The organism is Pseudomonas sp. LB-090624 (genome assembly GCF_003205205.1).
GTDB lineage: Bacteria > Pseudomonadota > Gammaproteobacteria > Pseudomonadales > Pseudomonadaceae > Aquipseudomonas.
Genome location: NZ_QJRL01000028.1, coordinates 14258 through 40964 on the forward strand (window position 1 = coordinate 14258; position 26707 = coordinate 40964).

Consider the following 26707-nt stretch of genomic DNA (forward strand, 5'->3'; position numbering starts at 1 on the left):
CTCTAAGAGGGATCGGGCATGGTAGCACCGGCCTCGACGGGCGCTCAAGGCAGCGGCTTTGGGCTAGAATCCGGCACATTGACTTATTTGGATACAAGCAAACATGGCAGGAAGCAGTCTACTGGTACTGATCGACGATATCGCCACGCTGCTGGACGACGTCTCTCTGATGACCAAGGTAGCGGCAAAAAAAACCGCAGGCGTGCTGGGTGATGACCTGGCGCTGAATGCCCAGCAGGTCACTGGCGTGCGTGCCGATCGTGAGTTGCCGGTGGTGTGGGCGGTGGCCAAAGGGTCGTTGCTGAACAAGGCCATTCTGGTGCCGGCGGCCTTGCTGATCAGCGCCTTCATCCCCTGGGCAGTGACGCCCCTGCTGATGCTGGGCGGTGCGTACCTGTGCTTCGAGGGTTTCGAGAAGCTGGCGCACAAGTTCTTGCACAGCAAGGAAGAGGATGAGGCGCAGCACGCGGCGCGCAAGGAGGCCGTTGCCGATGCCAGTGTGGACCTGGTGGCTTTTGAAAAAGCCAAGATCAAGGGAGCGGTGCGTACCGACTTCATCCTGTCGGCGGAAATCATCGCCATTACCTTGGGCATCGTGGCTGACTCGCCGCTGACGCAGCAGATCATCGTGCTGTCGGGCATTGCGGTGGTGATGACCATTGGTGTGTATGGGTTGGTGGGCGGGATCGTAAAGCTTGACGACCTTGGGCTGTGGATGGCCCGCAAAACCTCCAGGCTGAGTCAGGCAGTGGGTAACGGCATCCTGCGGGCGGCACCGTACATGATGAAAAGCCTGTCGGTGATCGGTACTGCGGCGATGTTCCTGGTAGGGGGTGGGATCCTGGTGCATGGCATCGAGCCGCTGCATCATGCCATCGAGGCGTTCAGCGAAGGGCGTGGTGGGGCGCTGACCGGGGCGTTGCTCAACGGCGGGGTCGGAGTCATCGCAGGTGCTGTGGTGCTGGCGGTGGTAAGCGTTGCGGGGAAATTGTGGCGGGCAGTTCGGCCAGCCAATTGAGGCGTGTGGCCGGGGCTTTGCCCCGGTTCGCGGGTGAACCCGCTCCTACCAGGTACCGCGTTTGCCTTGAACCCGGCGCGGTCCCTGTAGGAGCGGGTTTACCCGCGAATGGGCCGCAGCGCGGCCCCGAGCGATCCGTTCAGAAGTGAACCTTGACCAAGAAGCTCATGGTGTTCTGGTCGGTAGTGAAGGCATCGCTGTCCTTGATGCCGTACTTGTTCTTCCAGTAGTCATACTCCACACCCACGTACAGCTGTTTTTCACCCAGGTGCAGTGCCTTGCCCAGGTCATACTTGATCTGCGGGTTGAAGTGCAGGTTGGCCTGGTAGGTGCCACGGCGGTTCTCGTCGTTGTCCACCACCCAGTCCATGAAGCCATCGATCAGCACATCGGAATCACCGACCGGAATGGTGTACGACCACACCGGGGTGATCTGCCACACGTTGTCGCCAGCGCGGCTGCCGTCGGTGGTGCGGTTGTAGAAGTTCAGCTGGAAGTAGTCGAAGCCCGGGATGGCCAGGTCGAAGCCCGGGCCGATCAGGTAAGACTCGGTGTCACCCTCGCCAAACTCGTAGGTCATCGCCAGCAGCACGTCCTTGACCGGGCCAAACTCGATCTTCTGGTCGAAAATCTTGCCGAACGACAGGCGTGGGCTGATCTCACCGTAGTAGGTGTTCGGGCCGTTGCCGGCGTCTTCCTGGCCCTGGTAGAAGATCTTGTCGACGAAAATGAAGTTGTCGCCGTACTTCCAGCCATCGGCGTGCTCGAAGGTGACGGTTTGCTGAATCGCCGGGTTGACCTTGAAGTTCTTGCCCCACAGGTAGGTCAGGCTGTTGTTCTGCCATTGCAGCAGGTCGCCGCCGAAGGTGGTGCCGCAGGCCAGCAGGCCGCCGGCGAGGATCAGGCTGTTGATGGTACGCATTGCGAGTGTCGCTCCCTTGATTGATCTGTTGTCAGCGCTCGTTATCGGCGCTTTTTTGTCTTTTAAGTCAGCTTTTTTCGATAGGCCACAGCTGTTTGGCAAGGGTCGAGCCAACTTTTCCGGGTTGGCAAAACCTTCCTGCTCGACTTCGTTCTGAACGGATGAAAAGGGTCTTTCAGGCTGGCAACACGTTGGCCAACCGCCCGTATTCATTGACTGAGCGGTCAGTAAACGCAGGCAGAATCCGTTCTGCCCTGATCGAGGGGGCGCGCAGATTACTGGCTTGCGCGCCGCGCCTCAAGTGCTCCGTCCTGGAGCGGGGTGATTCAATCTTGTGCGTTTGGTCAACTTCCTAGAAGTGTACCTTGATCAGCGCACTGGCCACGCTCTGGTTGCTGTCCAGGTTGCCGCGGCTATCGATGCCGTACTTGTCTTTCCAGTAGCTGTACTCGAAGCCGACATAGAGCTGCTTGGCACCCAGGTTCAGTGCCTTGCCCAGGTCGTATTTGACCTGCGGGTTGAAGTGCAGGTTGGCGTGATAGGTGCCACGTCGGGTCTGGTCGTTGTCGGTGACCCAGTCCATGTAACCGTCGATCAGAATGTCGGAGCGGCCTACGGGAATGGTGTACGACCAGCCTGGGGTGATCTGCCAGACATTGTCGCCGGGGCGGCTGCCCTCGGTGTTGCGCACGTAGAAGTTGAGGGTGAAGTAGTTGAAGCCAGGGATATCCAGGTCGAAGCCGGGGCCGATCAGGTAGGCCTCGTTGTCGCCTTCGCCACGCTCGTAGGTCATGGCCAGCAACACGTCCTTGATCGGGCCGAAGGCCAGCTTCTTGTCGAAGATCTTGCCGAACGACAGCCGCGGGCTGAACTCACCGTAGTAGGTGGTCCCGCCTTTGCTGGCGTCGGGTTTGCCGTTGTAGAAGATCTTGTCGACGAACATGAAGGTGTCGCCGTACTTCCATTTGTTGGCGTGTTCGAAGGTCACCGTCTGCTGGATGCTGGGGTTGACCTTGAAGTCCTTGCCGTACAGGTAGGTCAGGCTTTCGCCGTGCCACTGCAGCCATTCGCCAGCGTGGGCGGGGACGGTAGCCAGCAGGCTGCTGCCCAGCAAGAGGGACGTGGTGATGCGTTTCATGTTGTGGTTCCCGGACTTATTGTTTTTTTTGGGTTTTTTCGGCGCGCAGGCGCCCCGGGCGGCCCATTCCGGCGGGCCGACGGTATAGCGTTTACGGCGAGGTCGAGGCAGGGGCGGCAGTGCGCCGCCCCCTCTTGCTCAATGCTGGTGACAAGCGTCGTTGTGCACCGCGCGGTCGGCACCGCCAAGGATGTTGAACAGCACGTTCAACACCAGGGCACAGACCGTGGCCATGGCGATACCGCTGTGGGTGATGGGTTCCATCCACTGTGGCATCTGCGCGAAGAACTCCGGACGCACCACGGGGATCAACCCGAAGCCGACGCTCACGGCAACCAGCAACTGGTTGCGGCGGTCGCCGATGTCCGCTTCCTGCAGAATCTTGATCCCGGTAGCGGTGACCATGCCGAACATGGCAATGGACGCGCCCCCCAGTACCGCAGGCGGGATCGAGGCAATAAGGAAGGCCGCCTTGGGCAACAGGCTGAGCAGAATCAACAGTGCACCGGCGACGATGGTGACATAGCGGCAGCGCACCCCGGTCATCTGCACCAGGCCGATGTTCTGGGCGAACGAGGAGTGGGTGAAGGTGTTGAAGAAGCCGGCGACGAACGATGCACCGGCATCGCACAGCAGCCCGCGACGCAGCATCCCTGGGGTGACTTCGCGATCGGTCACCTTGCCCAGGGCCAGGAACATGCCGGTGGACTCGACGAAGATGATCACCACGACCAGGCACATGGACAGGATCGGCGCCAGGCTGAAGGTTGGCATGCCGAAGTGCAGGGGGGTGACCACCTGCAACCACGGTGCTTCGTTCAGGCCCGACAGGTCGACCATGCCGATGGAGCCGGCCAGGATGTAGCCAAGGCCCATGCCCACCAGCACCGACACGTTGACCCAGAAGCCGCGCATGAAGCGGTTGATCAACAGGATCACGGCCAGCACCAGGCCGGCCACCAGCAGGTAGATCGGCGAGCCGAACGTGCTGGCATCCTGGCCGCCGCCGGCCCAGTTGACCGCCACCGGGAACAGCGACAGGCCAATCGAGGTGATCACCGTGCCGGTGACCAACGGCGGGAAGAAACGCACCACCTTGGACATGAACGGGGCAATCAGCATGCCGAAGAACCCGGCAGCGATCGTGGCGCCGAAGATCCCCTGCAGGCCTACGCCGGGCATGCCGGCCATGGCCACCATGCTGCCGACGGCAGCGAAACTGGCACCCATCATCACGGGCATGCGGATGCCCACGGGGCCGATACCGAACGATTGGATGATGGTGGCGACGCCTGCGACCAGCAGGTCGGCGTTGATCAGGAAAGCGACTTCTTCACGGGACAACCCGGCAGCCTGGCCGATGATGAGCGGCACGGCGATGGCGCCACCGTACATCAGCAGAACGTGTTGCAGGCCAACCAGGATCAGTTGGAACAGGGGCAAGGGTTCGCGCGGCGGCGCAATGGGGATGTACGCCTTGCGTGACTCGGACATGCAGCACCTCGAGTTTTGTTTTTATTCTCGGATCCAAGCGGCAGGCCTCATGCCTGCGCGCTCGATGCTTGCTTGTTGCGTTACACATGAAGCCTGAGGCTGGGTTACCGGCCTCTTCGCGGGCAAGCCCGCTCCTACAGGGAATGGTGATTCCCTGAGGGCGGGTTGCCTGGCGAGGTGCTGTCAGTTGACCTGGGCGCCTTTGGCGATCCAGTCGCCGACCAGCTTGCGCTCTTCGGTGGTCATCTGGGTGATGTTGCCCAGCGGCATGATCTGGCTGGCGACCGCTTGCGCCTGGATGCGCGCGGCCTGGGCCTGGATCTGCTGCGGGGTGTCGAACATCACGCCGGCAGGGGCGGCGCTGAACAGTGGGCTGGTCGGCTTGGACGAGTGGCACACGGTGCAGCGTTCCTGGATGACATTGTGGATCTTGTCGAAGTCGCCACCGGCGGCCTGGGCAACGGCCTGAGCCGGTGCTTCAGCGGCAGCTGCGGGTGCTTCGGCAGCCTTGGCGGCGTCCTCGGCGCGCTGCTCGGCGGCGGTCTTGCCCCCCACAGCGGTCGCTGGCAGCGGCTGGTACTCGATCTTCGCTGCGGCCTGCTCAGGGCTGACTGCCATCGGTTTCGGGCCGGTGACGTAGGCCAGGCAGATCATTGCCAGAGCGCCGACAGGCAAGGTCCAGGCGTACTTGTTGCTGTCGTGGCGGGTGTTGAAGTAGTGGCGGATCAGCACCGCAGCTACAGCGATACCGGCCAGGATCAGCCAGTTGTACTGGCTACCGTAGGTGCTCGGGAAATGGTTGCTGATCATGATGAACAGCACCGGCAGGGTGAAGTAGTTGTTGTGACGCGAGCGCAGCAGGCCTTTGGCCGGCAGCACTGGGTCGGGCGTCTGGTTGTTCTCGATCGCCGCCACCAGCTGGCGCTGTGCCGGCATGATGATACGGAACACGTTACCGACCATGATGGTGCCGATGATCGCGCCGGTGTGCAGGTAGGCACCACGGCCGCTGAACACCAGGCTGAAGCCCCAGCAGGCGGCAATGATCAGCACGAACAGTACACCACCGAGCAGCGCTGGCTTCTTGCCCAGGGGCGAGTCGCACAGGAAGTCGTAGACGAACCAGCCAGCGATCAGCGAGCCGATACCGATGGCCACGCCTTCGGCACCGCTAAGGGTGCTGCCAGGGGCCAGCAGGTACAGCGCCGGGTTCCAGTAGAACACCACGCACAGCAGGGCGATACCGGACATCCAGGTGAAGTAGGCTTCCCATTTGAACCAGTGCAGGTTCTCGGGCATTTTCGGGGGTGCGAGCTTGTATTTCTCCAGGTGGTAGATACCACCGCCGTGAATCGCCCAGAGATCACCCGACAACCCATCGCGCGGGTTGCTTCGGTTCAGGTGGTTCTCCAGCCAGACGAAGTAGAACGATGCACCGATCCAGGCGACACCGGTGATCATGTGAACCCAGCGAATGCTCAGGTTCAGCCATTCGTGAAGGTGTGCTTCCACAGTATGTACCTCTGCCAATCACCGTGAACGATGATCGACCTTTTCTTATTGGTGGGGATTGAGGATCAGCATCTGTTCCTCGGTGAAGTAATGCTCATCGCAGTTGTTGCCAGAACCGCTGCGATCAACCACCAGGAAATCATCCCGCTTTTCGATCGTCAGCACCGGGTGGTGCCAGACGCCGCGATGGTAATTAACGCCCTGCCTGCCGTTACTGCGGAAGGCGCGGACCAAGCCTGATACAGGTGCATCGCCAACGGGCGCGACCACGATCAGAAAGGGGTTGCCGAGCAGCGGGATAAAAGCCTGGCTGCCCAGCGGATGGCGTTCCAGCATGCGCACGGTCAGCGGCATGTCCAGCGCGTCGGCGCGGAAGATGCTGATGATCGCCTTGTCTTCAGGCTCGGCGGTTTCCACCGTGGCGAGCTTGTGGAAGCGCATGGTCGAGCCGTTGTTGATCATGAAGTGGTCGCTGCCGTCGGTTTCGATCACGTCTCCGAACTGGGCGAAGGCTTCTTTGGTCAGGGGCTCGATCATCAGGGTGCGCATGCGGTTATCTCTTCTATTGTTCGTTTTCTGAATAAGGTTCGGCTGATGCTTACAGCTGCAGCAGGCGGAACAGGGCGATCAGGTTGATCTGCGCCAGGGCTTCCTTGAATTCGGCATCGCTGTCGTTGTGGATGCGTTTTTCGAAGGCGGCGAGGATCTGGTGCCGATTGCTGCCTTTTACCGCCATGATGAACGGGAACTGGAACTTGGCCTTGTAGGCATCGTTCAGCTCGGTGAACCGGGCGAACTCTTCGGCGGTGCACTGGTGGATACCGGCACCGGCCTGTTCGTTGGTGCTCGATTCGGTCAGTTCGCCCTGGATGGCGGCCTTGCCTGCCAGGTCCGGGTGAGCATTGATCAGCGCGAGCTGGTCAGCGTGGTTGGCACTGAGCAGGATGTCGCTCATGCGCTGGTGCAGCGCCTCGATCTCGTCCAGCTCGTCCAACTGGCCCAAGTCGTAGGCCTTTTCGGCAACCCACGGCGAGTGCTCGTAGATATCGGCGAAGGCCTTGACGAAGGCGTCACGGCCCAGGGCGGATGGCTTGAGGGTGTTGAAGGCGGTCATCAGGCGTTCTCTTTCTTGTACGGGTGGGTGGTGTGCCAGTGGCGGGCGATGTCCACGCGACGGGCGAACCAGACCTGGTCATGGCTCTTGGCGTAATCGACGAAGCGCTTCAGCGCGGCCAGCCGCGCCGGGCGGCCGACCAGCCGGCAGTGCAGGCCAATGGAAAGCATTTTCGGCGCTTCGGCGCCTTCGGCGTACAGCACATCGAATGCGTCCTTCAGGTACTGGAAGAACTGCTCGCCGCAGTTGAAGCCCTGTACCTGGGTGAAGCGCATATCGTTGGTGTCGAGGGTGTACGGGATCACCAGGTGCGGCTTGCCGGTAGGGTTGTTCGGCTCCCAGTAGGGCAGGTCGTCGTCATAGGTGTCGCTGTCGTAGAGAAAACCGCCTTCTTCCATGACCAGGCGACGGGTGTTCGGGCCGGTACGCCCGGTGTACCAGCCCAACGGGCGCTCGCCGGTGAGTTCGGTGAGGATGCGGATGGCTTCGAGCATGTGCTCGCGCTCCTGGGCCTCGTCCATGTTCTGGTAGTCGATCCAGCGGTAGCCGTGGCTGCAGATTTCATGGCCGGCTTCGACCATGGCGCGGATCACGTCCGGGTGGCGCTGGGCGGCCATGGCCACGGCGAAGATGGTCAGTGGTACGCCGCTGTCCTTGAACAGCTTCAGCAGGCGCCATACGCCGGCACGGCTGCCGTATTCGTACAACGATTCCATGCTCATGTTGCGCTGGCCCTGCAGTGGCTGGGCAGCGACCATCTCGGACAGGAAGGCTTCGGATTCCTTGTCACCATGAAGGATGTTGCGTTCGCCACCTTCCTCGTAGTTGAGGACGAAAGACAGCGCGATGCGAGCGTTGCCCGGCCATTGCGGGTGAGGAGGGTTATTGCCGTAACCGATCAGGTCGCGAGGGTAGTCAGCGCTCACTGCAGTCTTCCTTCTTGTGCGTTAGTGCGGGGGTGGGCGGGCCGCGTCGGTATGTCGCACCACCGGATGGGCTGATTGTATACAACTTCTGAAATCTTTTGTAAGCCTGTTTTTCCGCATTTCTTCCCTTTTGTCGCCTGACAGCGACCTGGAAATACAGTGCAAGAAACCTGCCTGATTGGTCAGCTAATGAGGTTGGCATCGTTATGGTGCGTGTATTTGCGACCGATGGGTCGTTAATGGGCAGCAAATGAAGGGTCTGGCAGAGAGGGTTAAAAAATTGTGTACAATCCTTCGGTGGAATGTCTTAATAACGTCATCCCGCCTGCCGCAGGCGCTAAGCTGGTGCGATGGCTGAGTATTTTTTGCCCACAGATTGAACAAGAGGCGACACGCAATGGGACGTTTGACCACACACGTACTGGATGCCGCGCATGGCTGCCCGGGTAGCTCGATCAAGGTCGAGCTGTACCGCGTCGAAGGCCAGCAGCTGGAGCTGGTGAATACCGCCCTGACCAATAGCGATGGCCGCGTCGATGCGCCGCTGCTGCAGGGTGACGACTACCGCACCGGCGTTTATCAACTGCAGTTCAGCGCTGGCGACTACTACCGCGCCCGTGGCGTACAGCTGCCGGCCCAGGCGTTTCTGGATGTTGTCGTGCTGCGCTTTGGCATCGACGAGCAGCAGGAGCACTACCACGTGCCGCTGCTGATTTCGCCGTACAGCTATTCGACCTATCGTGGAAGCTAGTTGGTCGCTAGAAGAATCTTCGTAGGTCCTTTGGCCCGCTCTCACACTGGCGGGCTTTTTTTCGTCTGCAGGAAAGTGGGGATGTGGGGTGTTCGGCGTGATTTTTGTAGCGGGCATGAAATCGAGCGCCGCCCGCGCGGCGCATCGCGAGCTGCGCTCGCTCCTACGTTTTTTTCTGGCCAGAAACGCCTGTGACGGGCGCGCGCGACCGCCTTGTTCGTACGTCGCGATATCGCGTCATGCGCCAAGGCGTACGCGCGCAAATCCCTCAGAAATAACTGGCCCGAAACAACCGTAGGAGCGAGCGCAGCTCGCGATGCGCCGCGCGGGCGGCGCTCGATCGTGAAAACACTAAACCTCTACAGCCAGACGACCGGTGCTCAGAGGAACACGAACTTGGCAATGAAGATGGCGCACAGCACCCACAGGCTGGCCGAGATTTCCTTGTACTTGCCGGTACCTGCCTTCAAAGCGACGTAGGTGATGAAACCCAGCGCGATACCATCGGCAACGGAGAAGGTCAGCGGCATCATGATGACCGTGACAATCGCCGGAATGCTGTCGGTGGCTTCGTCCCAATGAATGTGCGCCATGCTGCCCATCATCAGCATCGCCACGTAGATCAGCGCGCCTGCTGTCGCGTAAGCCGGGATCATTCCCGCCAGCGGGGCGAAAAACATCGCTGCGACGAACAGTAAGCCGACCACCACAGCCGTGAGACCGGTACGGCCACCTGCGGCGACACCTGCGGCACTCTCCACATAACTGGTCACTGGCGGCACGCCGACCACAGCACCGAATACGCTTGATGCACTGTCGGCCTTCAAGGCGCGCGACAGGCCTTCGATACGCCCGTCTGGCGCTACCAGGTTCGCTCGCTGGGCGACCCCCATCAGCGTGCCGGCGGTGTCGAACATGTGCACGAACAGGAATGCCAGCACCACGCTGATCATGCTGACATTGAAGACGCCAGCCACGTCCATGGCCATCCAGGTCGGTGCCAGGCTTGGGGGCATCGACATCACCCCGCCAAACTTGACCAGGCCCAGGCCCCAGCCCGCCAGGGTGACACCAATGATGCTGATCAGGATCGCGCCGAACACCCGCTTGTAGCTGAGGATGGCAATCAGCAGGAAGCACACGGCCGCCAGCAGTGGCCCCGGCTCGTGCAGCGAACCCAGCTTGATCAGGGTGGCGGGGCTGTCGACGATGATGCCAGCCGTCTTCAGGCCGATCAGCCCGAGAAACAATCCGACGCCAGCCCCCATGGCATGGCGCAGGCTGACCGGAATGCTGTTCAGCAACCATTCGCGCACTTTCGACAAGGTCAGGAACATGAACAGCACGCCCGAGACGAATACCGCCCCCAGCGCTGTTTCCCAGTTGTAGCCCATGGTGCCGACCACGGTGTAGGTGAAGAAGGCGTTGAGGCCCATGCCCGGTGCCAGGCCGACCGGCCAGTTGGCGTAAAGGCCCATCAGCAGGCAGCCCAGCGCAGCGGCGATGCAAGTGGCGACGAAAGCGGCACCATGGTCGATGCCAGCATCGGCCATGATGTTGGGGTTGACGAAGATGATGTAGGCCATGGTGATGAAGGTCGTCACCCCGGCGATCAGCTCGGTCCTGACAGTACTGCCGTGTTGCTTGAGTTTGAAAATCCGCTCCAGCCAGCTCGTTTCGAGCGGTGGGGCAAGATCCAGCGTAGGGGCTTCGGATTTGCGGCTTTCCACAGCGAGTACTCCTCAAGTCTTTCTTGTTGTTGTAGGGACCTTTTCCTGAGCAATGCACTTGGAGGCCCCACGAGGGAAGGCAGACGTCTGACCGGTTTGTTGACCCATGGGTCAGGAAGTTGCTCGGTGGATTATGCTTTTGTGTACAAAGAATGCAAATAATGTTTTATGTTTTGTGTGCGCAATGTGCCGTACAAAGGCTATATAGGTAAAACGCCCCCTGCGGAATCGCCTCAGCCTGTGTACAATGGCGCCATACTTTCTCTTCGTGCCTCGAGAGCCCATGAACGAACAGCTGCAACCTCTGAAGAAACCTGCACGTGTCGGCAAGGCCGGCCGCAGCGGTACCCAGGACGACATCGTCTACGCGCATATTTTCGAGGCGATCCTCGAGCAGCGTCTGGCTCCGGGCACCAAGTTGAGCGAGGAAGCGCTGGGCGAGATCTTCGGCGTCAGCCGCACCATCATTCGTCGCGCGCTGTCGCGCCTGGCCCACGAGAGTGTGGTGCTGCTGCGGCCAAACCGCGGCGCGGTGGTGGCCAGCCCGACGGTTGAAGAAGCGCGCCAGGTGTTCTTCTCGCGGCGCATGGTCGAACGTGCCATCACCGAACTGGCCGTGCAGCACGCCACCCTGGACCAGCTGAACGAGCTGCGGCAGATGGTGCGTGAAGAGCGGGACAGCTTCTCGCGCGGTGACCGCGGTGCCGGCATTCGCCTTTCCGGCGAGTTCCATCTCAAACTGGCCGAAGCCGCGGGCAATGCGCCGCTGGTGAGCTTCCAGCGCAGCCTTGTGTCGCAGACCTCGCTAATCATTGCCCAGTACGAAAGCGGCACCCGTTCGCACTGCTCATATGACGAACACATGCAGCTGATCGATGCCATCGAAGCGCGTGATGCCGAGCAGGCTGTGAGCCTGATGATGCACCACATGGACCACATCGACAGCAAGCTGAACCTGGACGAGGAAAGCGCCTCGGACGACCTGCATGCGGTGTTCTCGCATTTGCTGAAAAAGCCCAAGGTTTCAGCCAAGGGTTGATCGTTTGCCTGAGTGATTGAAGGGGACTGCACAGCGGTTCCCCCACACATTTCTGGCCATTAACCAAGCGTCTGCTAAATTCTTGTGGGCAAACCTTCATCAAGCAGTTGGGCTTGCGCATCCATTGCGTTCCACTACTTGAGGAAAGGTCCATGACCATGTCTCTGGGTAAACGAATGGGTGCCGAGCTGATCGGCACCTTTTGGTTAGTGCTTGGCGGCTGTGGCAGTGCGGTACTCGCAGCCAGTTCCCCGGTCGGCATCGGTGTTCTTGGTGTCGCTTTCGCCTTCGGCCTCACCGTACTGACCATGGCTTTCGCCATCGGGCATATCTCCGGTTGCCATCTCAACCCCGCCGTGTCCTTCGGGTTAGTGGTGGGCGGCCGTTTCCCGGCCAAAGAGCTACTGCCCTACGTGATCGCCCAGGTGATCGGCGCCATCCTGGCAGCGGGGGTCATCTACCTGATTGCCAGCGGCAAGGCGGGTTTCGAGCTGTCTTCGGGATTGGCTTCGAATGGCTACGCCGACCACTCGCCCGGTGGTTATACGCTGGGTGCGGGTTTCGTCAGTGAGGTGGTGATGACGGCGATGTTCCTGGTGGTGATCATGGGCGCGACCGACGCCCGCGCACCGGCAGGCTTCGCGCCAATCGCGATCGGCTTGGCCCTGACCTTGATCCACCTGATCTCTATCCCGGTGACGAATACTTCGGTCAACCCCGCGCGTAGCACGGGGCCGGCCTTGTTCGTCGGCGGCTGGGCCCTGCAACAGCTGTGGCTGTTCTGGGTGGCGCCGCTGATAGGTGCTGCAATCGGCGGCGCGCTGTACCGGGGGCTTGCCAAAGAACCTTAGCGCTGGTGCACGCAACGCCCTGCAGCATAGGTTTCCCGCACAGTGCGGTCGTCACCCAGGGTGGTGAGCACGAACAAGGTTTCTTCAATGCTGTTGGACTGCTGAATGCGGTAGTCCAGCAGTGGCGTGGCCTTGTAGTCCAGTACCACGAAGTCGGCGTCGTTGCCCGGGCGCAGGCTGCCGATGCGGTCGTCCAGGCGCAGGGCGCGAGCGCCGCCGAGGGTCGCCAGGTACAGCGATTTGTACGGGTGCAGGCGCGCGCCTTGCAGCTGCATGACCTTGTAGGCCTCGTTCAGGGTGTTGAGCAGCGAGAAACTGGTACCAGCGCCAACGTCGGTGCCCAGGCCCACATTGACCTTGAAGCGCTCGGCCTGCGGCAGGTTGAACAGCCCGCTGCCGAGGAACAGGTTGGAGGTGGGGCAGAAGGCCACGGCCGAGCCGGTTTCGGCCAGGCGCTGGCATTCCTCGTCGCACAGGTGTACGCCGTGGGCGAACACCGAGCGCTCGCCGAGCAGCTCGAAGTGGTCGTAGACGTCCAGGTAGCCCTTCTGCTCGGGGAACAGTGACTTTACCCAGTCGATTTCCTTGAGGTTTTCCGACAGATGCGTGTGCATGTACACGCCCGGGTGCTCCTTGAGCAATTGGCCGGCCAGGGTCAATTGTTCCGGCGTGCTGGTCGGGGCGAACCGCGGGGTAACGGCATAATGCAGGCGGCCCTTGCCATGCCAGCGCTCGATCAGTGCCTTGCTTTCGGCGTAGCCCGATTCGGCGGTGTCGGTCAGGTAGTCCGGCGCGTTGCGGTCCATCATCACCTTGCCGGCGATCAGGCGCAGGTCCAAGCGTTCAGCCTCTTCGAACAGGGCATTCACCGACTCCGGGTGCACGCTGCCGAACACCAGCGCAGTGGTGGTGCCGTTGCGCAGCAGCTCCTTGAGGAAGATCTTCGCCACCTGGTCGGCGTGGCTTTTATCGGCGAACTGCTTTTCGCAAGGGAAGGTGTAGGTGTTCAGCCAGTCCAGCAACTGCTCGCCGTACGACCCGATCATGCCGGTCTGCGGGAAGTGGATATGGGTGTCGATGAAACCTGGGGTAATCAGCGCATCCTGATAGTGCTCGACCGGGATATCGGCATCCAGGGTCGGCAACAGTTCGCTGGCATGGCCAATGGCACTGATACGACCATCGTCGACCACCAGCAGGCCGTCCTCGAAGTATTCATGGGAAGCCTCCAGGCCCACCTCGGCCGGGTCGGCGATGCTGTGCAGGATGGCGGCACGGTAGGCTTTGCGGGTAACGGTCATAACACACTCGTCATATGGCTTGGCTGCGGCGTGAGGGCGGCAGCAACTGGGCAATGGGGCCGGCATTGGCGGCAGCGTCGTGCTGGCCGAAGCAGGCGTTGTAGGTGGCGATGATTTCACCGGCGATGGACACGGCAATCTCGATGGGCAGCTTGCCCTTGACCTCGGCCAGGCCCATCGGGCAGCGCATGCGGGCCATGACGGCCTCGTCGTAGCCGCGCTCGCGCAGGCGGTGCTCGAACTTGACCCGTTTGGTCTTCGAGCCGATCAGGCCGAACCAGGTGAAGTCGTTGCGTTTGAGAATGGCAGCAGTCAGTTCCAGGTCGAGCTGGTGGTTGTGGGTCATGACGATGCAGTAGCTGCCGGGTGGCAGGGCTGCGACTTCGTCGACCGGCTCCTCACTGACCACCTTGGTCACCCCGTTGGGGATGAGTTCGGGGAATTCCTGTTCACGCGAGTCGATCCAGCGTACGCGGCATGGCAGCGCGGCGAGCAAGGGTACCAGAGCCCGGCCGACATGGCCCGCGCCGAACACGGCGATCTGGGCCTGCACGGCGGCCATGGGTTCGAACAGCAGCACGGTCACACCGCCGCAGCACTGGCCCAGGCTGGCGCCGAGGCTGAAGCGCTCAAGGTGCGGCGTGGTGCGCTGCTCTTCGAGCATTTGCCGGGCGATGTGCAGCGCCTTGTATTCCAGGTGGCCGCCGCCGATAGTGTCGAACAGACCGCTGGCGCTGACCACCATCTTCGAGCCTGCGTTACGCGGGGTCGAGCCGCGCTCCTCGATGATGGTCACCAGCACGCACGCTTCGCCACGGGACTGGTGGTCGGCGAGGGCGTTGATCCATTGGTGCATGATGCAGATCCTCTTCAGTGCAACGCGGTCCGCTCCCACAGAAAAAGCGGAGCGCGGCGTTACTGGGTGACGGTTTCCAGCTCCGGTTCTGCGGACTGAGTGGCAGCCACCGCCTTGCGCATCTGCTCACACCCCCACAGCACCCTCTCCGGCGTTGCTGGCGCGTCCACCTGTGGCTGCACACGGTAGTCGGCCAGGCTGGCCACGGCATCCTTGATCGCGCACCAGGCGGCAATGCCCAGCATGAACGGCGGCTCGCCCACGGCCTTGGAGTGGAACACGGTGTCTTCCGGGTTCTTGCGGTTTTCCACCAGCTTTACGCGCAGGTCCAGCGGCATGTCGGCCACTGCCGGGATCTTGTAGCTGGCCGGGCCGTTGGTCATCAGCTTGCCCTTGGCGTTCCACACCAGTTCTTCGGTGGTCAGCCAGCCCATGCCCTGGATGAAACCGCCTTCCACCTGGCCGATGTCGATGGCCGGGTTAAGCGAATCGCCCACGTCGTGCAGGATGTCGGCGCGCAGCATCTTGTATTCGCCGGTCAGGGTGTCGACGATCACTTCCACGCAGGCGGCGCCAAAGGCGAAGTAGTAGAACGGCCGGCCGCGTGCCTGGCTGCGGTCGTAGAAGATTTTCGGCGTGCGGTAGAACCCCGTGCTGGACAGCGACACCTGGGCGAAGTAGGCCTGCTGCACCAGTTGCTCAAAGCTGACGATCTGGTCGCGCACGCGTACATGGCCGTTGCGGAATTCGACATCTTCCTCGGTCACCTGATAGTGCCGTGCAGCAAACTCGGTCAGGCGCCGCTTGAGGATTTCGGCCGCGTTCTGCGCCGCCTTGCCGTTCAGGTCGGCACCACTCGACGCTGCGGTTGGCGAGGTGTTGGGTACCTTGTCGGTGTTGGTGGCGGTGATCTGGATGCGGCTGAAATCAACCTGGAAGATCTGCGCCACCACCTGGGCCACCTTGGTGTTAAGGCCCTGGCCCATCTCGGTGCCGCCGTGGTTCAGGTGGATGCTGCCATCTGTATAGATGTGGATCAGCGCACCGGCCTGGTTGAGGAAGGTGGCGGTGAACGAGATACCGAACTTGACCGGCGTCAGCGCCAGGCCCTTCTTCAGCACCGGGCTGTTGGCGTTGAAGCGGCGGATCGACTCGCGTCGCTCGGCGTAGTCGCTGCTGGCTTCAAGTTCGGCAGTCATCTCCTCGAGCATGTTGTGCTCGACGGTCTGGTAGTAGTGAGTGATGTTGCGTTCGGTCTTGCCGTAGTAGTTGGCTTTGCGCACCGCCAGCGGGTCGCGGCCCAGGTGGCGGGCGATATGGTCCATCACCTGTTCGATGGCGACCATGCCCTGCGGGCCGCCAAAGCCGCGGTAGGCGGTGTTGGAGGCGGTGTTGGTCTTGCAGCGGTGGCCATGCACAGTGGCATCGCCCAGGTAGTAGGCATTGTCAGAGTGGAACATGGCGCGGTCGACGATCGAGCCGGAAAGGTCAGGCGAGTAGCCGCAGTTGCCGGCCAGGTCGAAATTGATGCCATGCAGGCGACCGTTGTCGTCGAAGCCTACGTCGTACTCGACGTAGAACGGGTGGCGCTTGCCGGTCATGGTCATGTCCTCGACCCGGGGCAGGCGCATCTTGGTTGGCTGGCCGGTCAGGCGCGCCACCACCGCGCACAGGCATGCCGGGCTGGCGGCTTGGGTTTCCTTGCCGCCAAAGCCGCCACCCATGCGGCGCATGTCCAGCACCACCTTGTTCATCGGCACATCGAGTACTTCGGCAACCAGCTTCTGCACTTCGGTGGGGTTCTGCGTGGAGCAGTAGACGATCATGCCGCCGTCTTCGGTGGGCATCACCGAGGAAATCTGCGTTTCCAGGTAGAAGTGCTCCTGGCCGCCGATGTGCAGGGTGCCCTGAATGCGGTGCGGGGCACTGGCCAGGGCGGCAGCGGAATCGCCACGCTGGTGGGTGTGGCTGTCGAGCACGAAGTGCTTTTTGCGTAGCGCATCGACCACATCCAGCACCGGCTCCAGGTCTTCGTACTCGACGATGGCGGCCATGGCCGCTTTGCGTGCGGTTTCAAGATCGCGGGCAGCGACAGCGAGCACCGGCTGACCGAAGAACTCGACCTTGTCGATGGCCAGCAGCGGGTCGCCGGCCGCCACCGGGCCGATGTCTTTCAGGCCGGGGATGTCCTCATGGGTGATGGCAATGCGCACGCCCTCGAAGGCGTAGCACGGTGTGGTATCGATGCGCAGGATACGCGCATGGGCGCGGTCGGCGGTGCGGGCATAGACGTGCAACTGGTTAGGGAATTCCAGGCGGTCGTCGATGTACACAGCCTCGCCGGATACATGCTTGTCGGCGCTGTCGTGCTTGACGCTGCGGCCGACCCCGGTGGTCAGGTCCTGGCTGAACAGTTCGGCCATCTCGGCCTGGCTCTTGGCTACGTGATGGTTAGACATAAGCGGTCACCCGGGTTTCGATATGCGGCGTTTGCTGTTCGATGAAGTACTTGCGCAGCAGGTTCTGCGCGGTCAGCAGGCGGTATTCCTTGCTGGCGCGGAAGTCGCTGAGCGGGGTGAAGTCCTCGGCCAGGGCCTGGCAGGCGCGCTCGATGGCGGCCTGGTTCCACGGCTTGCCGCGCAGCGCGGCCTCGCAGGCACGGGCGCGCTTGGGTATTGCCGCCATGCCGCCGAAGGCGATCCGCACACCGCTGACCACACCGTCTTCGATGCTCAGGTTGAAGGCTGCACACACGGCGGAGATGTCGTCGTCCAGGCGCTTGGACACTTTATAGGCGCGGAACGCCCAGTCACTGGAGGCGCGCGGCACGATGATCTTCTCGATGAACTCGCTGTCCTGGCGAGCCGTGATGCGGTAGTCGATGAAGTAGTCTTCCAGCGGCATCACCCGTTGGCGTTCACCCTGGCGCAGCACCACCTGCGCGTCCAGGGCGATCAGCAGGGGGGGCGAGTCGCCGATTGGCGAGGCGTTGCCGATGTTGCCGCCGAGGGTGCCCTGGTTGCGGATTTGCAGCGAGGCAAAACGGTGCAGCAGGGCGCCGAAGTCGGGATATTCCTCGTTAAGCGCGCCATAGCAGTCGGTGAGCGGGGTGGCGGCGCCGATTTCCAGGTGGCTGGCGGTTTTCTCGATGCGCTTGAGCTCAGCCACGTGGCCGACGTAGATCATCACGGGCAAGGTCTTGTGGAACTGGGTGACTTCCAGCGCCAGGTCGGTACCACCGGCCAGCAGTCGCGCTTCAGGGTGCGAGCTGTACAGGTCGGCCAGATCCGCCACGGTCAGCGGCACCAAGCAGCGCTTGTCGCCGCTGTTCAGCTCGCCGGTCTGCGTCGGGGCAATGGCCTTGAGGCGGCTGATGGTCTGCGCCTGCTGGGCATCGAACTGGTCACGGCAGGGCTGGCGGCAGCTTTGCTCGGCGGCGTCGAGGATCGGCCGGTAGCCAGTGCAGCGGCACAGGTTGCCGGCCAGGGCTTCCTGAGCCTGGTGCAGGTCGGGGCCACTGCTGTTCTTTTGCAGGGCGAACAGCGACATGACAAAGCCTGGGGTGCAGAAGCCGCACTGCGAGCCATGGCAATCGGCCATGGCTTGTTGCACGCTGTGCAGTTGGCCTTGATGCTTGAGCCCTTCGACGCTGATCAGTTGCTTGCCGTGCAGCGACGAGACAAAGGTGAGGCACGAGTTGAGGCTGCGGTAGCGCAGGCTGTCGTTGCCTTGGTCGTCCTGGCTCAGTTCGCCGACCACCACGGTGCACGCACCGCAGTCACCACTGGCGCAACCCTCCTTCGTGCCGGGTTTGCCCAGGTGCTCGCGCAGGTACTGCAGCACTGTCATGTTAGGGTCCAGGGCGTGCTCACTACGCAGCTCCTGGTTGACGAGAAACTGGATCACGGGGATGGCCTCGCAATGGTTTTATTGTTGTTGGGCGGACTCTAAGCAACAGCTGTCCAGCAGGTCAATATTTTTCTGACTCAAAGGTCAAGAAAATGCTCATATCCATGCCCGGCTTGTCATATCGCCCATATTACAAGCATAGATCGCGCCGCGTGAGGGCTGGCCATAGTGGTCAAATAAAGCGCCTGGCCCCTCTGCGCGATTACCGCCCAAGTACGCTACAATCCGCCACTTGTGCCCAGTTCAATGATTTTGAAGGAAAACCATGACGTTCAAGGCCCCGGACAGCCTCTCCGAGCAGATTGCCGACTACCTGGCCGAACGCATCATCCGCGGCGAACTGGCGCCAGGCGAGCGTATCCAGGAGCTGAAGGTTACCCAGGCGCTCAATGTCAGCCGCGGCTCGGTGCGCGAAGCACTGCTTATCCTCGAACGTCGCCACCTGGTAGCCATCCTGCCGCGCCGTGGTGCCCATGTCACCGAACTGGACGAGCGCAGCGTGCGCAGCCTGTGTTCCTTGATGGGCGAGTTCTACATCCTGCTGGGCAACGCGGTTGCGCAAAAATGGCGCACCGAAGCCGACCTGCGCCCGTTTCTGGAGATTCAGCAGCGCCTGCAGCGTGCCCACGACCAGCTGGACATCAAGACCTTTGTCGCTGACAGCTTTGCCGTGATGCGTGCGGCCTACCCGTTCGCCGACAACCCGTTCCTGCAGGAAACCGTAGAGAACCTGCAGCCGGCCATGAGCCGCGCCTACTACCTGTCGCTGGACCAGCGCCAGGCCAACATGATCGACTACCTCGACCTGTTCGCCCGCCTGCTCGAAGCCGTGGTCGCCCGCGACCTGCCGCGCATTCGCGAAGTGCTGACTGCCTATGGCCAGCGCAGCTGCGAGCTGGTGCTGGCGGCACTGGCCCGAGGCTGACCAATGCGCCTGAAGTGCATTCGGCTGGCCGGCTTCAAATCGTTCGTTGACCCGACCACGGTCAATTTCCCCAGCAACATGGCGGCCGTGGTTGGCCCCAACGGCTGCGGCAAGTCCAACATCATCGACGCGGTGCGCTGGGTGATGGGCGAAAGTTCGGCGAAGAACCTGCGCGGCGAGTCAATGACCGACGTCATTTTCAATGGCTCCAGTGGTCGCAAGCCGGTCAGCCAGGCCAGCATCGAGCTGGTGTTCGACAACAGTGAAACCACCTTGGTTGGCGAGTACGCCGCCTACGCCGAGATTTCCATCCGCCGCAAGGTCACCCGCGACGGGCAGAACAGCTACTACCTGAATGGCACCAAGTGCCGCCGGCGCGACATTACCGATATCTTCCTGGGTACCGGCCTGGGGCCGCGCAGTTATTCGATCATCGAACAGGGCATGATCTCCAAGCTGATCGAGGCCAAGCCCGAGGAGCTGCGCAACTTCATCGAGGAAGCCGCCGGCATTTCCAAGTACAAGGAGCGCCGTCGCGAAACCGAGAGCCGCATCCGCCGCACCCAGGAAAACCTGGCGCGTCTGACCGACCTGCGCGAAGAGCTGGAGCGCCAGCTGGAGCGCTTGCACCGGCAGGCCCAGGCGGCCGAGAAGTACCGTGAGTACAAGGCTCAGGAGCGGCAGATGAAAGCGCGCCTGTCGGCCTTGCGCTGGCGCGACCTGGACGAACGGGTGCGCCAGCGTGAGGCGGTGATCGGTGACCAGGACGTGTCCCACGAGGCGCTGGTGGCCGAGCAGCGCAATGCCGATGCCAGCATCGAGCGCCTGCGTGACGGCCATCATGAACTGTCCGAACGCTTCAACCAGGTGCAGGGCCGGTTCTATTCGGTGGCTGGCGACATCGCCCGGGTCGAGCAGAGTATCCAGCATGGCCAGCAGCGCCTGCGCCAGTTGCAGGACGACTTCAAGGAAGCCGAGCGGACACGGCTGGAAACCGAATCGCACCTGGGCCACGACCGCACCTTGCTGGCAACTCTGGGCGAAGAGCTGGCCATGCTCGAGCCTGAGCAGGAAATGACCTTGGCCGCTGCCGAAGAAGCCGCTGCCGCGCTGGAAGAGGCGGAGCTGGGTATGCACGGCTGGCAGGAGCAGTGGGACAGTTTCAACAACCGTTCCGCCGAGCCGCGCCGACAAGCCGAAGTCCAGCAGGCGCGCCTGCAGCAGCTGGAAACCAGCCTGGAGCGCCAGGCCGAGCGCCAGCGCAAGCTGGGCGAAGAGCGCGAGCAGTTGGGCAGTGATCCCCAGGACGCCGCCATGCTCGAACTGGCCGAGCAGTTGGCCAGCAGCGAAATGCTGCTGGAGGAATTGCAGTTATCCGAAGAACAGGTGGTCGAGCGCCTGGAAGGCCTGCGCGAGCAACTGCAGCAGGCCACTCACGCCCAACAGCAGGCACAGGGCGACCTGCAGCGCCTGGGCGGCCGCCTGGCCTCGCTGGAGGCCTTGCAGCAGGCCGCCCTGGAACCGGGGGCAGGGGCCGCTGACTGGCTGCATGGCCAAGGCCTGGAGCAACAACCGCGCCTGGCCGAGGGGTTGCGGGTCGAGCCGGGCTGGGAGCTTGCGGTGGAAACCGTGCTGGGCGCTGACTTGCAGGCCGTGCTGGTGGATGACTTCGACGGCCTCGATTTCACCGGCCTGGAACAGGGCGAGTTGCGCCTGCTGGTGGCAAGCGGCGCCGGTACCTCGTTGCCCGGCAGCCTGCTGGAAAAGGTCGAAGGCCGTGTCGACCTGGCACCTTGGCTGGGCCAGATCAAGCCTGTGGATGACCTGGCCCAGGCGCTGGCACAGCGTGCCTCGCTCGATGAGGGGCAGAGCCTGGTCAGCCGCGACGGCTACTGGGTTGGCCGGCAGTTCCTGCGGGTACGGCGCGGGGGTGAGGCCGAAGGCGGCGTGCTGGCGCGCGGCCAGGAAATCGAACGCCTGGGCGAGGAGCAACTGGCTCAGGAGGCGGCGCTGGAGCAGCTTGATCAACAGTTGCACGCGCTGCGCGAACAGCAGTTGGACTTCGAAGAACAGCGCGAACAACTGCGCCGCCGTACCCAGGAAGAAAACCGCCTGCACGGTGAGCTGAAGGCCAACCTTTCTGGCAGCCGCGCCCGTGCCGAGCAGGTTGAACTGCGCCGACGGCGCCTGCAGGAAGAACTGATCGAGCTGGAAGAACAGCGCGCCCTGGAGCACGAGCAACTGGGCGAGGCCCGCCTGCTGCTGCAAGAAGCCCTGGAGCTGATGGCCCAGGACACCGAACAGCGCGAGCAGCTGATGGCCCGCCGTGACACCCTGCGCGAAAGCCTTGACCGGGTGCGCCAGGAGGCCCGCCAGCACAAGGATCACGCCCACCAGTTGGCTGTGCGCCTGGGCTCGCTGCGGGCCCAGCACGATTCCACCCGGCAGGCCCTGGAGCGCCTGGAGCAGCAAGCCGCGCGGCTGACCGAGCGCCAGGAACAGCTGAGCCTGAACCTGGAAGAGGGCGAAGCCCCGCAGGAAGAGCTGCGCCTGAAGCTGGAAGCGCTGCTGGAACTGCGCATGAGCGTCGACGAGGAAATGCGCCAGGCCCGCCTGCACATGGATGAAGCGGACCGCGAGCTGCGCGATGCCGAAAAGCGCCGTACCCAGGCCGAGCAGCAGGCTCAGTTGCTGCGTGGCCAACTGGAACAGCTGCGGCTGGAGTGCCAGGGCCTGGATGTGCGGCGCAAGACCCTGCAGGAGCAGTTGCTGGCCGACGGTTACGACCTGCAAGGCGTGCTCGCCACCCTGGAGGCCGAGGCCAGCGAGCAGGGCACCGAGCAGGAGCTGGAGCAGCTTGAGGCGCGTATCCAGCGGCTGGGGGCAATCAACCTGGCGGCCATCGAGGAATACGAGCAGCAGTCCGAACGCAAGCGCTACCTGGATGCCCAGGACGCCGACCTGGTTGAAGCGCTAGAGACGCTGGAAAACGTCATTCGCAAGATCGACAAGGAAACCCGCAACCGCTTCAAGGATACCTTTGATCAGATAAATGCCGGATTACAGGCACTTTTCCCAAAAGTTTTCGGTGGTGGCAGCGCTTATCTGGAACTGACGGGCGAAGATCTACTCGATACAGGGGTGACGATCATGGCGCGACCACCGGGCAAGAAGAACAGCACCATCCATCTGCTGTCCGGCGGCGAAAAGGCACTGACCGCATTGGCGCTGGTGTTTGCCATCTTCAAGTTGAACCCCGCACCGTTCTGCATGCTCGACGAGGTCGATGCGCCGCTGGACGATGCCAACGTCGGGCGCTATGCGCGTCTGGTAAAGGAAATGAGTGAAAGCGTGCAGTTCATCTACATCACCCACAACAAGATCGCCATGGAGATGGCGGACCAATTGATGGGGGTGACCATGCATGAACCCGGTTGTTCACGGCTTGTCGCTGTTGATGTGGAGGCGGCCATGGCCATGGTCGATGCTTGATGCGCGACGATGGGGGCACATTCTGTAGCGAAATGCCCCCGCCATGTGCGACAGACGGTGTAAAGTTGTCTTTGGTCGTGCTAGCTTAATGTCACTCGTTTTTTGCGTGGGTAAAACGCCTGTCAGAACATAGAGTTGGCGCCACGTGTTAAAGGGCTTTGAACCCTTTGTTTTCAAGCATATTTTTATAGAGGCACGGGATTACATGGAAATCGGTCTGCGCGAGTGGCTGATCGTCATCGGCATCATTGTCATTGCCGGTATTCTTTTCGACGGCTGGCGCCGCATGCGCGGCGGCAAGGGCAAGTTGAAATTCCGTCTGGACCGCAGTTATTCCAACCTGCCGGACGAAGAAGGCGCCAGTGCCGAAGTGCTCGGCCCGTCGCGGGTGCTGGACACCCACAAGGAGCCTGAGCTGGACGAAAGCGATCTGCCTTCGCTCAGCGCTTCTGGGCGTGACCGCGAGCGCGAGCCCAAGCCGGCCAAGGCCAGCAAGCGTGCCAAGCGCACCACCGCAGCTGCCGACGCACAGCAGGGCGACCTGAACCTCAGCGCCGAGCCGCGCGAGCCCGACCTGTTCGCCGACAGCGACGAGGACTTTGCCGCTGACAATACCCGCGGAAATGCAGCGCCTGCCGCCAGCAGCAGCGTCAAGGAGCTGCCGCCGGCCGAGGAAGTGCTGGTCATCAGCGTGATCTCGCGCGATGAGGGTGGCTTCAAGGGCCCTGCGTTGCTGCAGAATATTCTCGAAAGCGGCCTGCGCTTCGGTGAAATGGACATCTTCCACCGCCACGAGAGCATGGCCGGTCACGGCGAAGTGCTGTTCTCCATGGCCAACGCGGTCAAGCCGGGTGTATTCGATCTTGATGACATCGACCACTTCAGCACCCGTGCGGTGAGCTTCTTCCTCGGACTGCCGGGCCCGCGTCATCCGAAGCAGGCCTTCGACGTGATGGTGGCAGCAGCACGCAAGCTGGCCCACGAATTGAACGGCGAGCTCAAGGACGACCAGCGTAGCGTGCTGACCGCCCAGACCATCGAGCACTACCGCCAGCGCATCGTCGAGTTCGAGCGCCGTGCGCTGACCCAGAAGCGCTGATCTGCCCAAGTGGGCAGGCCTGGCCTGGTTCTGCCCACCCTGTTTCAAGTGCAAGAGCAGCCCAGTGCTGCTCTTTTGCTTTGCAAGAGATCCTGATAAATGACCGCCGAAACCCGTATCCACGAACTGCGTGCCGAGCTCGACCAGCACAACTATCGCTATTACGTGCTCGACGAGCCCAGCGTGCCTGATGCCGAATACGACCGTCTGTTCAACGAGCTCAAGGCGCTGGAAGCCGAACACCCGCACCTGGTAACCCCCGACTCGCCCACCCAGCGTGTGGGTGGAACTGCCTTGGCTGCGTTCAGCCAGGTGCGCCACGAAGTGCCCATGCTCAGCCTGGGCAACGCCTTCGAAGAAGCCGACTTGCGTGAGTTCGGCCGCCGTGTGGTAGAAGGCCTGGATCAGCCGGGCGCGGTCGACTACAGCTGCGAACCCAAGCTCGATGGCCTGGCCGTGAGCCTGCTGTACCGCGACGGACAGCTGGTGCAGGGCGCCACCCGGGGCGACGGCACCACTGGCGAAGACATCAGCGCCAACGTACGCACCGTGCGCAACATCCCGCTCAAGTTGCAGGGTAAAGGTTGGCCGGCAGTGCTGGAGGTGCGCGGCGAGGTGTACATGAGCAAGGCCGGTTTCGACCGGCTCAATGCCGCCCAGGCCGAAGCCGGTGGCAAGACCTTCGCCAACCCGCGCAATGCCGCCGCTGGCAGCTTGCGCCAGCTGGACTCGAAAATCACCGCCAGCCGCCCGCTGGAGTTCTGCTGCTATGGCGTCGGCCAGCTGTCCGCAAGCATCGGCGACAGCCATATTGGCATCCTCGAGCAACTCAAGGCCTGGGGCCTGCCGATCAGCCGCGAGCTCAAGCATGCGGCCGGCATCGAAGAATGCCTGGCCTACTACCGCGACATTGGCGAGCGGCGTAACAGCCTGCCGTACGAGATCGACGGTGTAGTGTTCAAGGTCAATAGCCTGGCCGCCCAGCGCGAACTGGGCTTCCGCGCCCGTGAGCCGCGCTGGGCGATTGCCCACAAGTTCCCGGCGATGGAAGAGCTGACCGAGGTGCTGGACGTCGAGTTCCAGGTTGGTCGTACGGGTGCAGTAACGCCTGTAGCGCGGCTGAAGCCGGTCAAGGTGGCCGGTGTGACCGTGTCCAACGCCACTTTGCACAACATGGACGAAATCGCCCGCCTGGGCCTGCGCATCGGCGACACGGTGATCATTCGCAGGGCCGGCGACGTGATCCCGCAGGTGATGCAGGTGGTGCTGGAGCGCCGTCCGCAAGACGCCCGCCCGGTAGAGGTGCCAAGCGAGTGCCCAGTGTGTGGTTCGCAGGTCGAGCGCACCCAGCTGGTCAAACGCAGCAAAGGCAAGGAAACCACCAGCGAAGGTGCGGTGTACCGCTGCGTCGGTCGCCTGGCCTGTGGCGCCCAGCTCAAGCAGGCGATCATTCACTACGTATCGCGTCGGGCCATGGATATCGACGGCCTGGGCGAGAAAAGCGTCGAGCAATTGGTGGACGAGGGCCTGATTGGCTCGCCGGCTGACCTGTACAAGCTGCAGTTCGAGCAGGTTGTCGGCCTTGAAGGCTTCGCCGAGGTCTCTACCCAGAAGCTGCTGGATGCCATCGAAGCCAGCAAACGCCCGAGCCTGGCCCGCTTCATCTACGCGCTGGGCATCCCGGATGTCGGCGAGGAGACTGCCAAGGTGCTGGCCCGCTCGCTGGGCAGCCTGGCGCGCGTGCAGCAGGCATTGCCGCAGGTGCTGACCTATTTGCCGGACATCGGTCTCGAAGTTGCCTACGAGATCCACAATTTCTTTGAAGACGAGCACAACCAGAAAGTTATCCAGCAGCTGCTCGACAGCGGTATGCAGTTGCAGGACGAGGGCGAGTTGGCTGCCGAATTTGCCGCCAGCACCACCTTGGCCGGGATGATCGCCAAGCTCGACATTGCCTCCGTCGGCCCGACCGGTGCCGAGAAGTTGGTGGCCAAGCTCGACAGCCTGGACAAGATCATCGCCGCCGACGGCATCGACTTGCGCCAGGCCCTGGCGGCCAAGCAGGCCGACGCAGTGCGAGAGTTCTTCAAGGATGAAGCGAACCAGAAACTGGCCCGGGACATTGAAGCGCAGCTGCTGGCGTTCGGCATGCACTGGAGCAGCGAGAAGAAGGTAGCCGAAGGCTTGCCGCTGGCCGGCCAGACCTGGGTGCTGACCGGTACGCTGGAGCGCATGAGCCGGGACATTGCCAAGGACAAGCTGGAAAGCCTGGGGGCCAAGGTTGCCGGTTCCGTTTCCGGCAAGACCCACTGCGTGGTGGCAGGGCCGGGGGCAGGTTCCAAGCTGGCCAAGGCTGCTGAGCTGGGTGTGAAGGTACTGGACGAAGATACCTTCGTTACCTTCCTGGCCGAACAGGGCATAGCAGTCTAGGCATCCCGCCCCCCTCTGTGGGGGGCAACTGTCTTGCTCAAAATATGAAAAGCCTGCGCGGTCGCCCGTAGGGGCGGGTTTACCCGCGAAGAGGCCCGTCCAGGCCGTCTCGACCCTGACAAGTCATTGAGAAATGATGACTTTTTCTGTCCCAGTGGTTGTATCTGCCCCAAAGACCGGTACAATGGCGCCACTCGCTG

Annotated in this window: 20 protein-coding genes; 8 read left to right on the forward strand and 12 right to left on the reverse strand. The window is 62.3% G+C overall.

What is annotated here, in order from left to right:
• The first annotated feature begins 103 nt into the window (after positions 1-103).
• Positions 104-1018 (forward strand): DUF808 domain-containing protein, encoded by a 915-nt coding sequence (locus tag DMX11_RS21020; RefSeq protein WP_110746415.1) that lies wholly within the window; start codon positions 104-106, stop codon positions 1016-1018.
• Positions 1019-1157: 139 nt separating this feature from the next.
• Here DMX11_RS21020 and DMX11_RS21025 read toward each other — a convergent pair whose 3' ends face one another.
• The 7 genes from DMX11_RS21025 to puuE all read right to left on the reverse strand — a co-directional run bounded on the left by DMX11_RS21025 (position 1158) and on the right by puuE (position 8124).
• Positions 1158-1940: an outer membrane protein OmpK gene (locus DMX11_RS21025; RefSeq protein ID WP_110746418.1), complete on the reverse strand. Its 783-nt coding sequence runs from the start codon at positions 1938-1940 to the stop codon at positions 1158-1160.
• A gap of 352 nt (positions 1941-2292) precedes the next feature.
• Positions 2293-3078, reverse strand: coding sequence for an outer membrane protein OmpK (locus DMX11_RS21030; RefSeq protein ID WP_110746421.1), 786 nt, complete (start codon positions 3076-3078; stop codon positions 2293-2295).
• Between the two features lie 138 nt (positions 3079-3216).
• Positions 3217-4572 carry a nucleobase:cation symporter-2 family protein gene (locus DMX11_RS21035; RefSeq protein WP_110746424.1) on the reverse strand — a complete coding sequence of 452 codons (1356 nt, stop codon included), beginning with the start codon at positions 4570-4572 and terminating at the stop codon, positions 3217-3219.
• Between the two features lie 183 nt (positions 4573-4755).
• Entirely contained in the window at positions 4756-6084 is a 1329-nt protein-coding gene (locus DMX11_RS21040) for a urate hydroxylase PuuD (protein WP_110746426.1), read from the reverse strand.
• A 45-nt stretch (positions 6085-6129) separates the two neighbouring features.
• The gene (locus DMX11_RS21045) at positions 6130-6633 is read right to left on the reverse strand and encodes an ureidoglycolate lyase (protein WP_110746428.1); all 504 of its coding nucleotides are present in this window, start codon (positions 6631-6633) and stop codon (positions 6130-6132) included.
• A gap of 49 nt (positions 6634-6682) precedes the next feature.
• Positions 6683-7198 (reverse strand): 2-oxo-4-hydroxy-4-carboxy-5-ureidoimidazoline decarboxylase, encoded by a 516-nt coding sequence (gene uraD, locus DMX11_RS21050; protein WP_110746430.1) that lies wholly within the window; start codon positions 7196-7198, stop codon positions 6683-6685.
• Positions 7198-8124, reverse strand: coding sequence for an allantoinase PuuE (gene puuE / locus DMX11_RS21055; RefSeq protein WP_021783015.1), 927 nt, complete (start codon positions 8122-8124; stop codon positions 7198-7200). The genes uraD and puuE overlap by 1 nt, the downstream gene beginning before the upstream one ends.
• Positions 8125-8521: 397 nt before the next feature.
• Here puuE and uraH point away from each other — a divergent pair, with 397 nt between their 5' ends.
• Entirely contained in the window at positions 8522-8875 is a 354-nt protein-coding gene (uraH, locus tag DMX11_RS21060; RefSeq protein WP_003259496.1) for a hydroxyisourate hydrolase, read from the forward strand.
• A gap of 380 nt (positions 8876-9255) precedes the next feature.
• Here the strand turns inward: uraH and DMX11_RS21065 are convergent, their stop codons facing one another.
• Positions 9256-10605 (reverse strand): NCS2 family permease, encoded by a 1350-nt coding sequence (locus tag DMX11_RS21065; protein ID WP_110746432.1) that lies wholly within the window; start codon positions 10603-10605, stop codon positions 9256-9258.
• 283 nt (positions 10606-10888) lie between these two features.
• Between DMX11_RS21065 and DMX11_RS21070 the strand changes: the two genes are divergently transcribed.
• Both DMX11_RS21070 and aqpZ read left to right on the forward strand, forming a co-directional pair.
• Entirely contained in the window at positions 10889-11644 is a 756-nt protein-coding gene (locus DMX11_RS21070) for a GntR family transcriptional regulator (RefSeq protein WP_110746434.1), read from the forward strand.
• A 152-nt stretch (positions 11645-11796) separates the two neighbouring features.
• Complete coding sequence (gene aqpZ, locus DMX11_RS21075; protein ID WP_056801451.1) at positions 11797-12495, forward strand: aquaporin Z; 699 nt, start codon at positions 11797-11799, stop codon at positions 12493-12495.
• On the opposite strand, the gene guaD is transcribed toward aqpZ, so the two are convergent.
• The 4 genes from guaD to xdhA are packed head-to-tail and all read right to left on the reverse strand — an operon-like array spanning position 12492 to position 18558.
• Positions 12492-13796 (reverse strand): guanine deaminase, encoded by a 1305-nt coding sequence (guaD, locus tag DMX11_RS21080; protein WP_110746436.1) that lies wholly within the window; start codon positions 13794-13796, stop codon positions 12492-12494. The two genes, aqpZ and guaD, sit on opposite strands and share 4 nt — an antisense overlap.
• 10 nt (positions 13797-13806) lie before the next feature.
• Positions 13807-14652, reverse strand: a complete 846-nt coding sequence (gene xdhC / locus DMX11_RS21085; protein ID WP_110746439.1) for a xanthine dehydrogenase accessory protein XdhC — start codon at positions 14650-14652, stop codon at positions 13807-13809.
• 59 nt (positions 14653-14711) lie between these two features.
• Positions 14712-17111, reverse strand: coding sequence for a xanthine dehydrogenase molybdopterin binding subunit (xdhB, locus tag DMX11_RS21090; RefSeq protein WP_110746441.1), 2400 nt, complete (start codon positions 17109-17111; stop codon positions 14712-14714).
• Complete coding sequence (gene xdhA, locus DMX11_RS21095) at positions 17104-18558, reverse strand: xanthine dehydrogenase small subunit (RefSeq protein WP_003254319.1); 1455 nt, start codon at positions 18556-18558, stop codon at positions 17104-17106. The genes xdhB and xdhA overlap by 8 nt, the downstream gene beginning before the upstream one ends.
• A gap of 268 nt (positions 18559-18826) precedes the next feature.
• Here xdhA and DMX11_RS21100 point away from each other — a divergent pair, with 268 nt between their 5' ends.
• From DMX11_RS21100 to ligA, 4 genes are all read left to right on the forward strand, one after another.
• Positions 18827-19486, forward strand: a complete 660-nt coding sequence (locus DMX11_RS21100) for a GntR family transcriptional regulator (RefSeq protein ID WP_110746443.1) — start codon at positions 18827-18829, stop codon at positions 19484-19486.
• Positions 19487-19489: 3 nt separating this feature from the next.
• Positions 19490-22978, forward strand: a complete 3489-nt coding sequence (gene smc / locus DMX11_RS21105; RefSeq protein WP_110746446.1) for a chromosome segregation protein SMC — start codon at positions 19490-19492, stop codon at positions 22976-22978.
• Between the two features lie 205 nt (positions 22979-23183).
• Positions 23184-24077 carry a cell division protein ZipA gene (gene zipA / locus DMX11_RS21110; protein WP_110746448.1) on the forward strand — a complete coding sequence of 298 codons (894 nt, stop codon included), beginning with the start codon at positions 23184-23186 and terminating at the stop codon, positions 24075-24077.
• A 99-nt stretch (positions 24078-24176) separates the two neighbouring features.
• A complete protein-coding gene (ligA, locus tag DMX11_RS21115; RefSeq protein WP_110746451.1) occupies positions 24177-26507 on the forward strand; it encodes an NAD-dependent DNA ligase LigA in 2331 nt (776 codons plus the stop codon).
• Positions 26508-26707 lie beyond the last annotated feature (200 nt).

Bases quoted from the DNA above. Each gene is read 5' to 3' on its own strand.
- DMX11_RS21020 (WP_110746415.1), top strand. From the start codon at position 104: ATGGCAGGAAGCAGTCTACTGGTACTGATCGACGATATCGCCACGCTG.
- DMX11_RS21025 (WP_110746418.1), bottom strand. From the start codon at position 1,940: ATGCGTACCATCAACAGCCTGATCCTCGCCGGCGGCCTGCTGGCCTGC.
- DMX11_RS21030 (WP_110746421.1), bottom strand. From the start codon at position 3,078: ATGAAACGCATCACCACGTCCCTCTTGCTGGGCAGCAGCCTGCTGGCT.
- DMX11_RS21035 (WP_110746424.1), bottom strand. From the start codon at position 4,572: ATGTCCGAGTCACGCAAGGCGTACATCCCCATTGCGCCGCCGCGCGAA.
- DMX11_RS21045 (WP_110746428.1), bottom strand. From the start codon at position 6,633: ATGCGCACCCTGATGATCGAGCCCCTGACCAAAGAAGCCTTCGCCCAG.
- uraD (WP_110746430.1), bottom strand. From the start codon at position 7,198: ATGACCGCCTTCAACACCCTCAAGCCATCCGCCCTGGGCCGTGACGCC.
- uraH (WP_003259496.1), top strand. From the start codon at position 8,522: ATGGGACGTTTGACCACACACGTACTGGATGCCGCGCATGGCTGCCCG.
- DMX11_RS21070 (WP_110746434.1), top strand. From the start codon at position 10,889: ATGAACGAACAGCTGCAACCTCTGAAGAAACCTGCACGTGTCGGCAAG.
- aqpZ (WP_056801451.1), top strand. From the start codon at position 11,797: ATGACCATGTCTCTGGGTAAACGAATGGGTGCCGAGCTGATCGGCACC.
- guaD (WP_110746436.1), bottom strand. From the start codon at position 13,796: ATGACCGTTACCCGCAAAGCCTACCGTGCCGCCATCCTGCACAGCATC.
- xdhC (WP_110746439.1), bottom strand. From the start codon at position 14,652: ATGCACCAATGGATCAACGCCCTCGCCGACCACCAGTCCCGTGGCGAA.
- xdhB (WP_110746441.1), bottom strand. From the start codon at position 17,111: ATGTCTAACCATCACGTAGCCAAGAGCCAGGCCGAGATGGCCGAACTG.
- DMX11_RS21100 (WP_110746443.1), top strand. From the start codon at position 18,827: ATGACGTTCAAGGCCCCGGACAGCCTCTCCGAGCAGATTGCCGACTAC.
- smc (WP_110746446.1), top strand. From the start codon at position 19,490: ATGCGCCTGAAGTGCATTCGGCTGGCCGGCTTCAAATCGTTCGTTGAC.
- zipA (WP_110746448.1), top strand. From the start codon at position 23,184: ATGGAAATCGGTCTGCGCGAGTGGCTGATCGTCATCGGCATCATTGTC.
- ligA (WP_110746451.1), top strand. From the start codon at position 24,177: ATGACCGCCGAAACCCGTATCCACGAACTGCGTGCCGAGCTCGACCAG.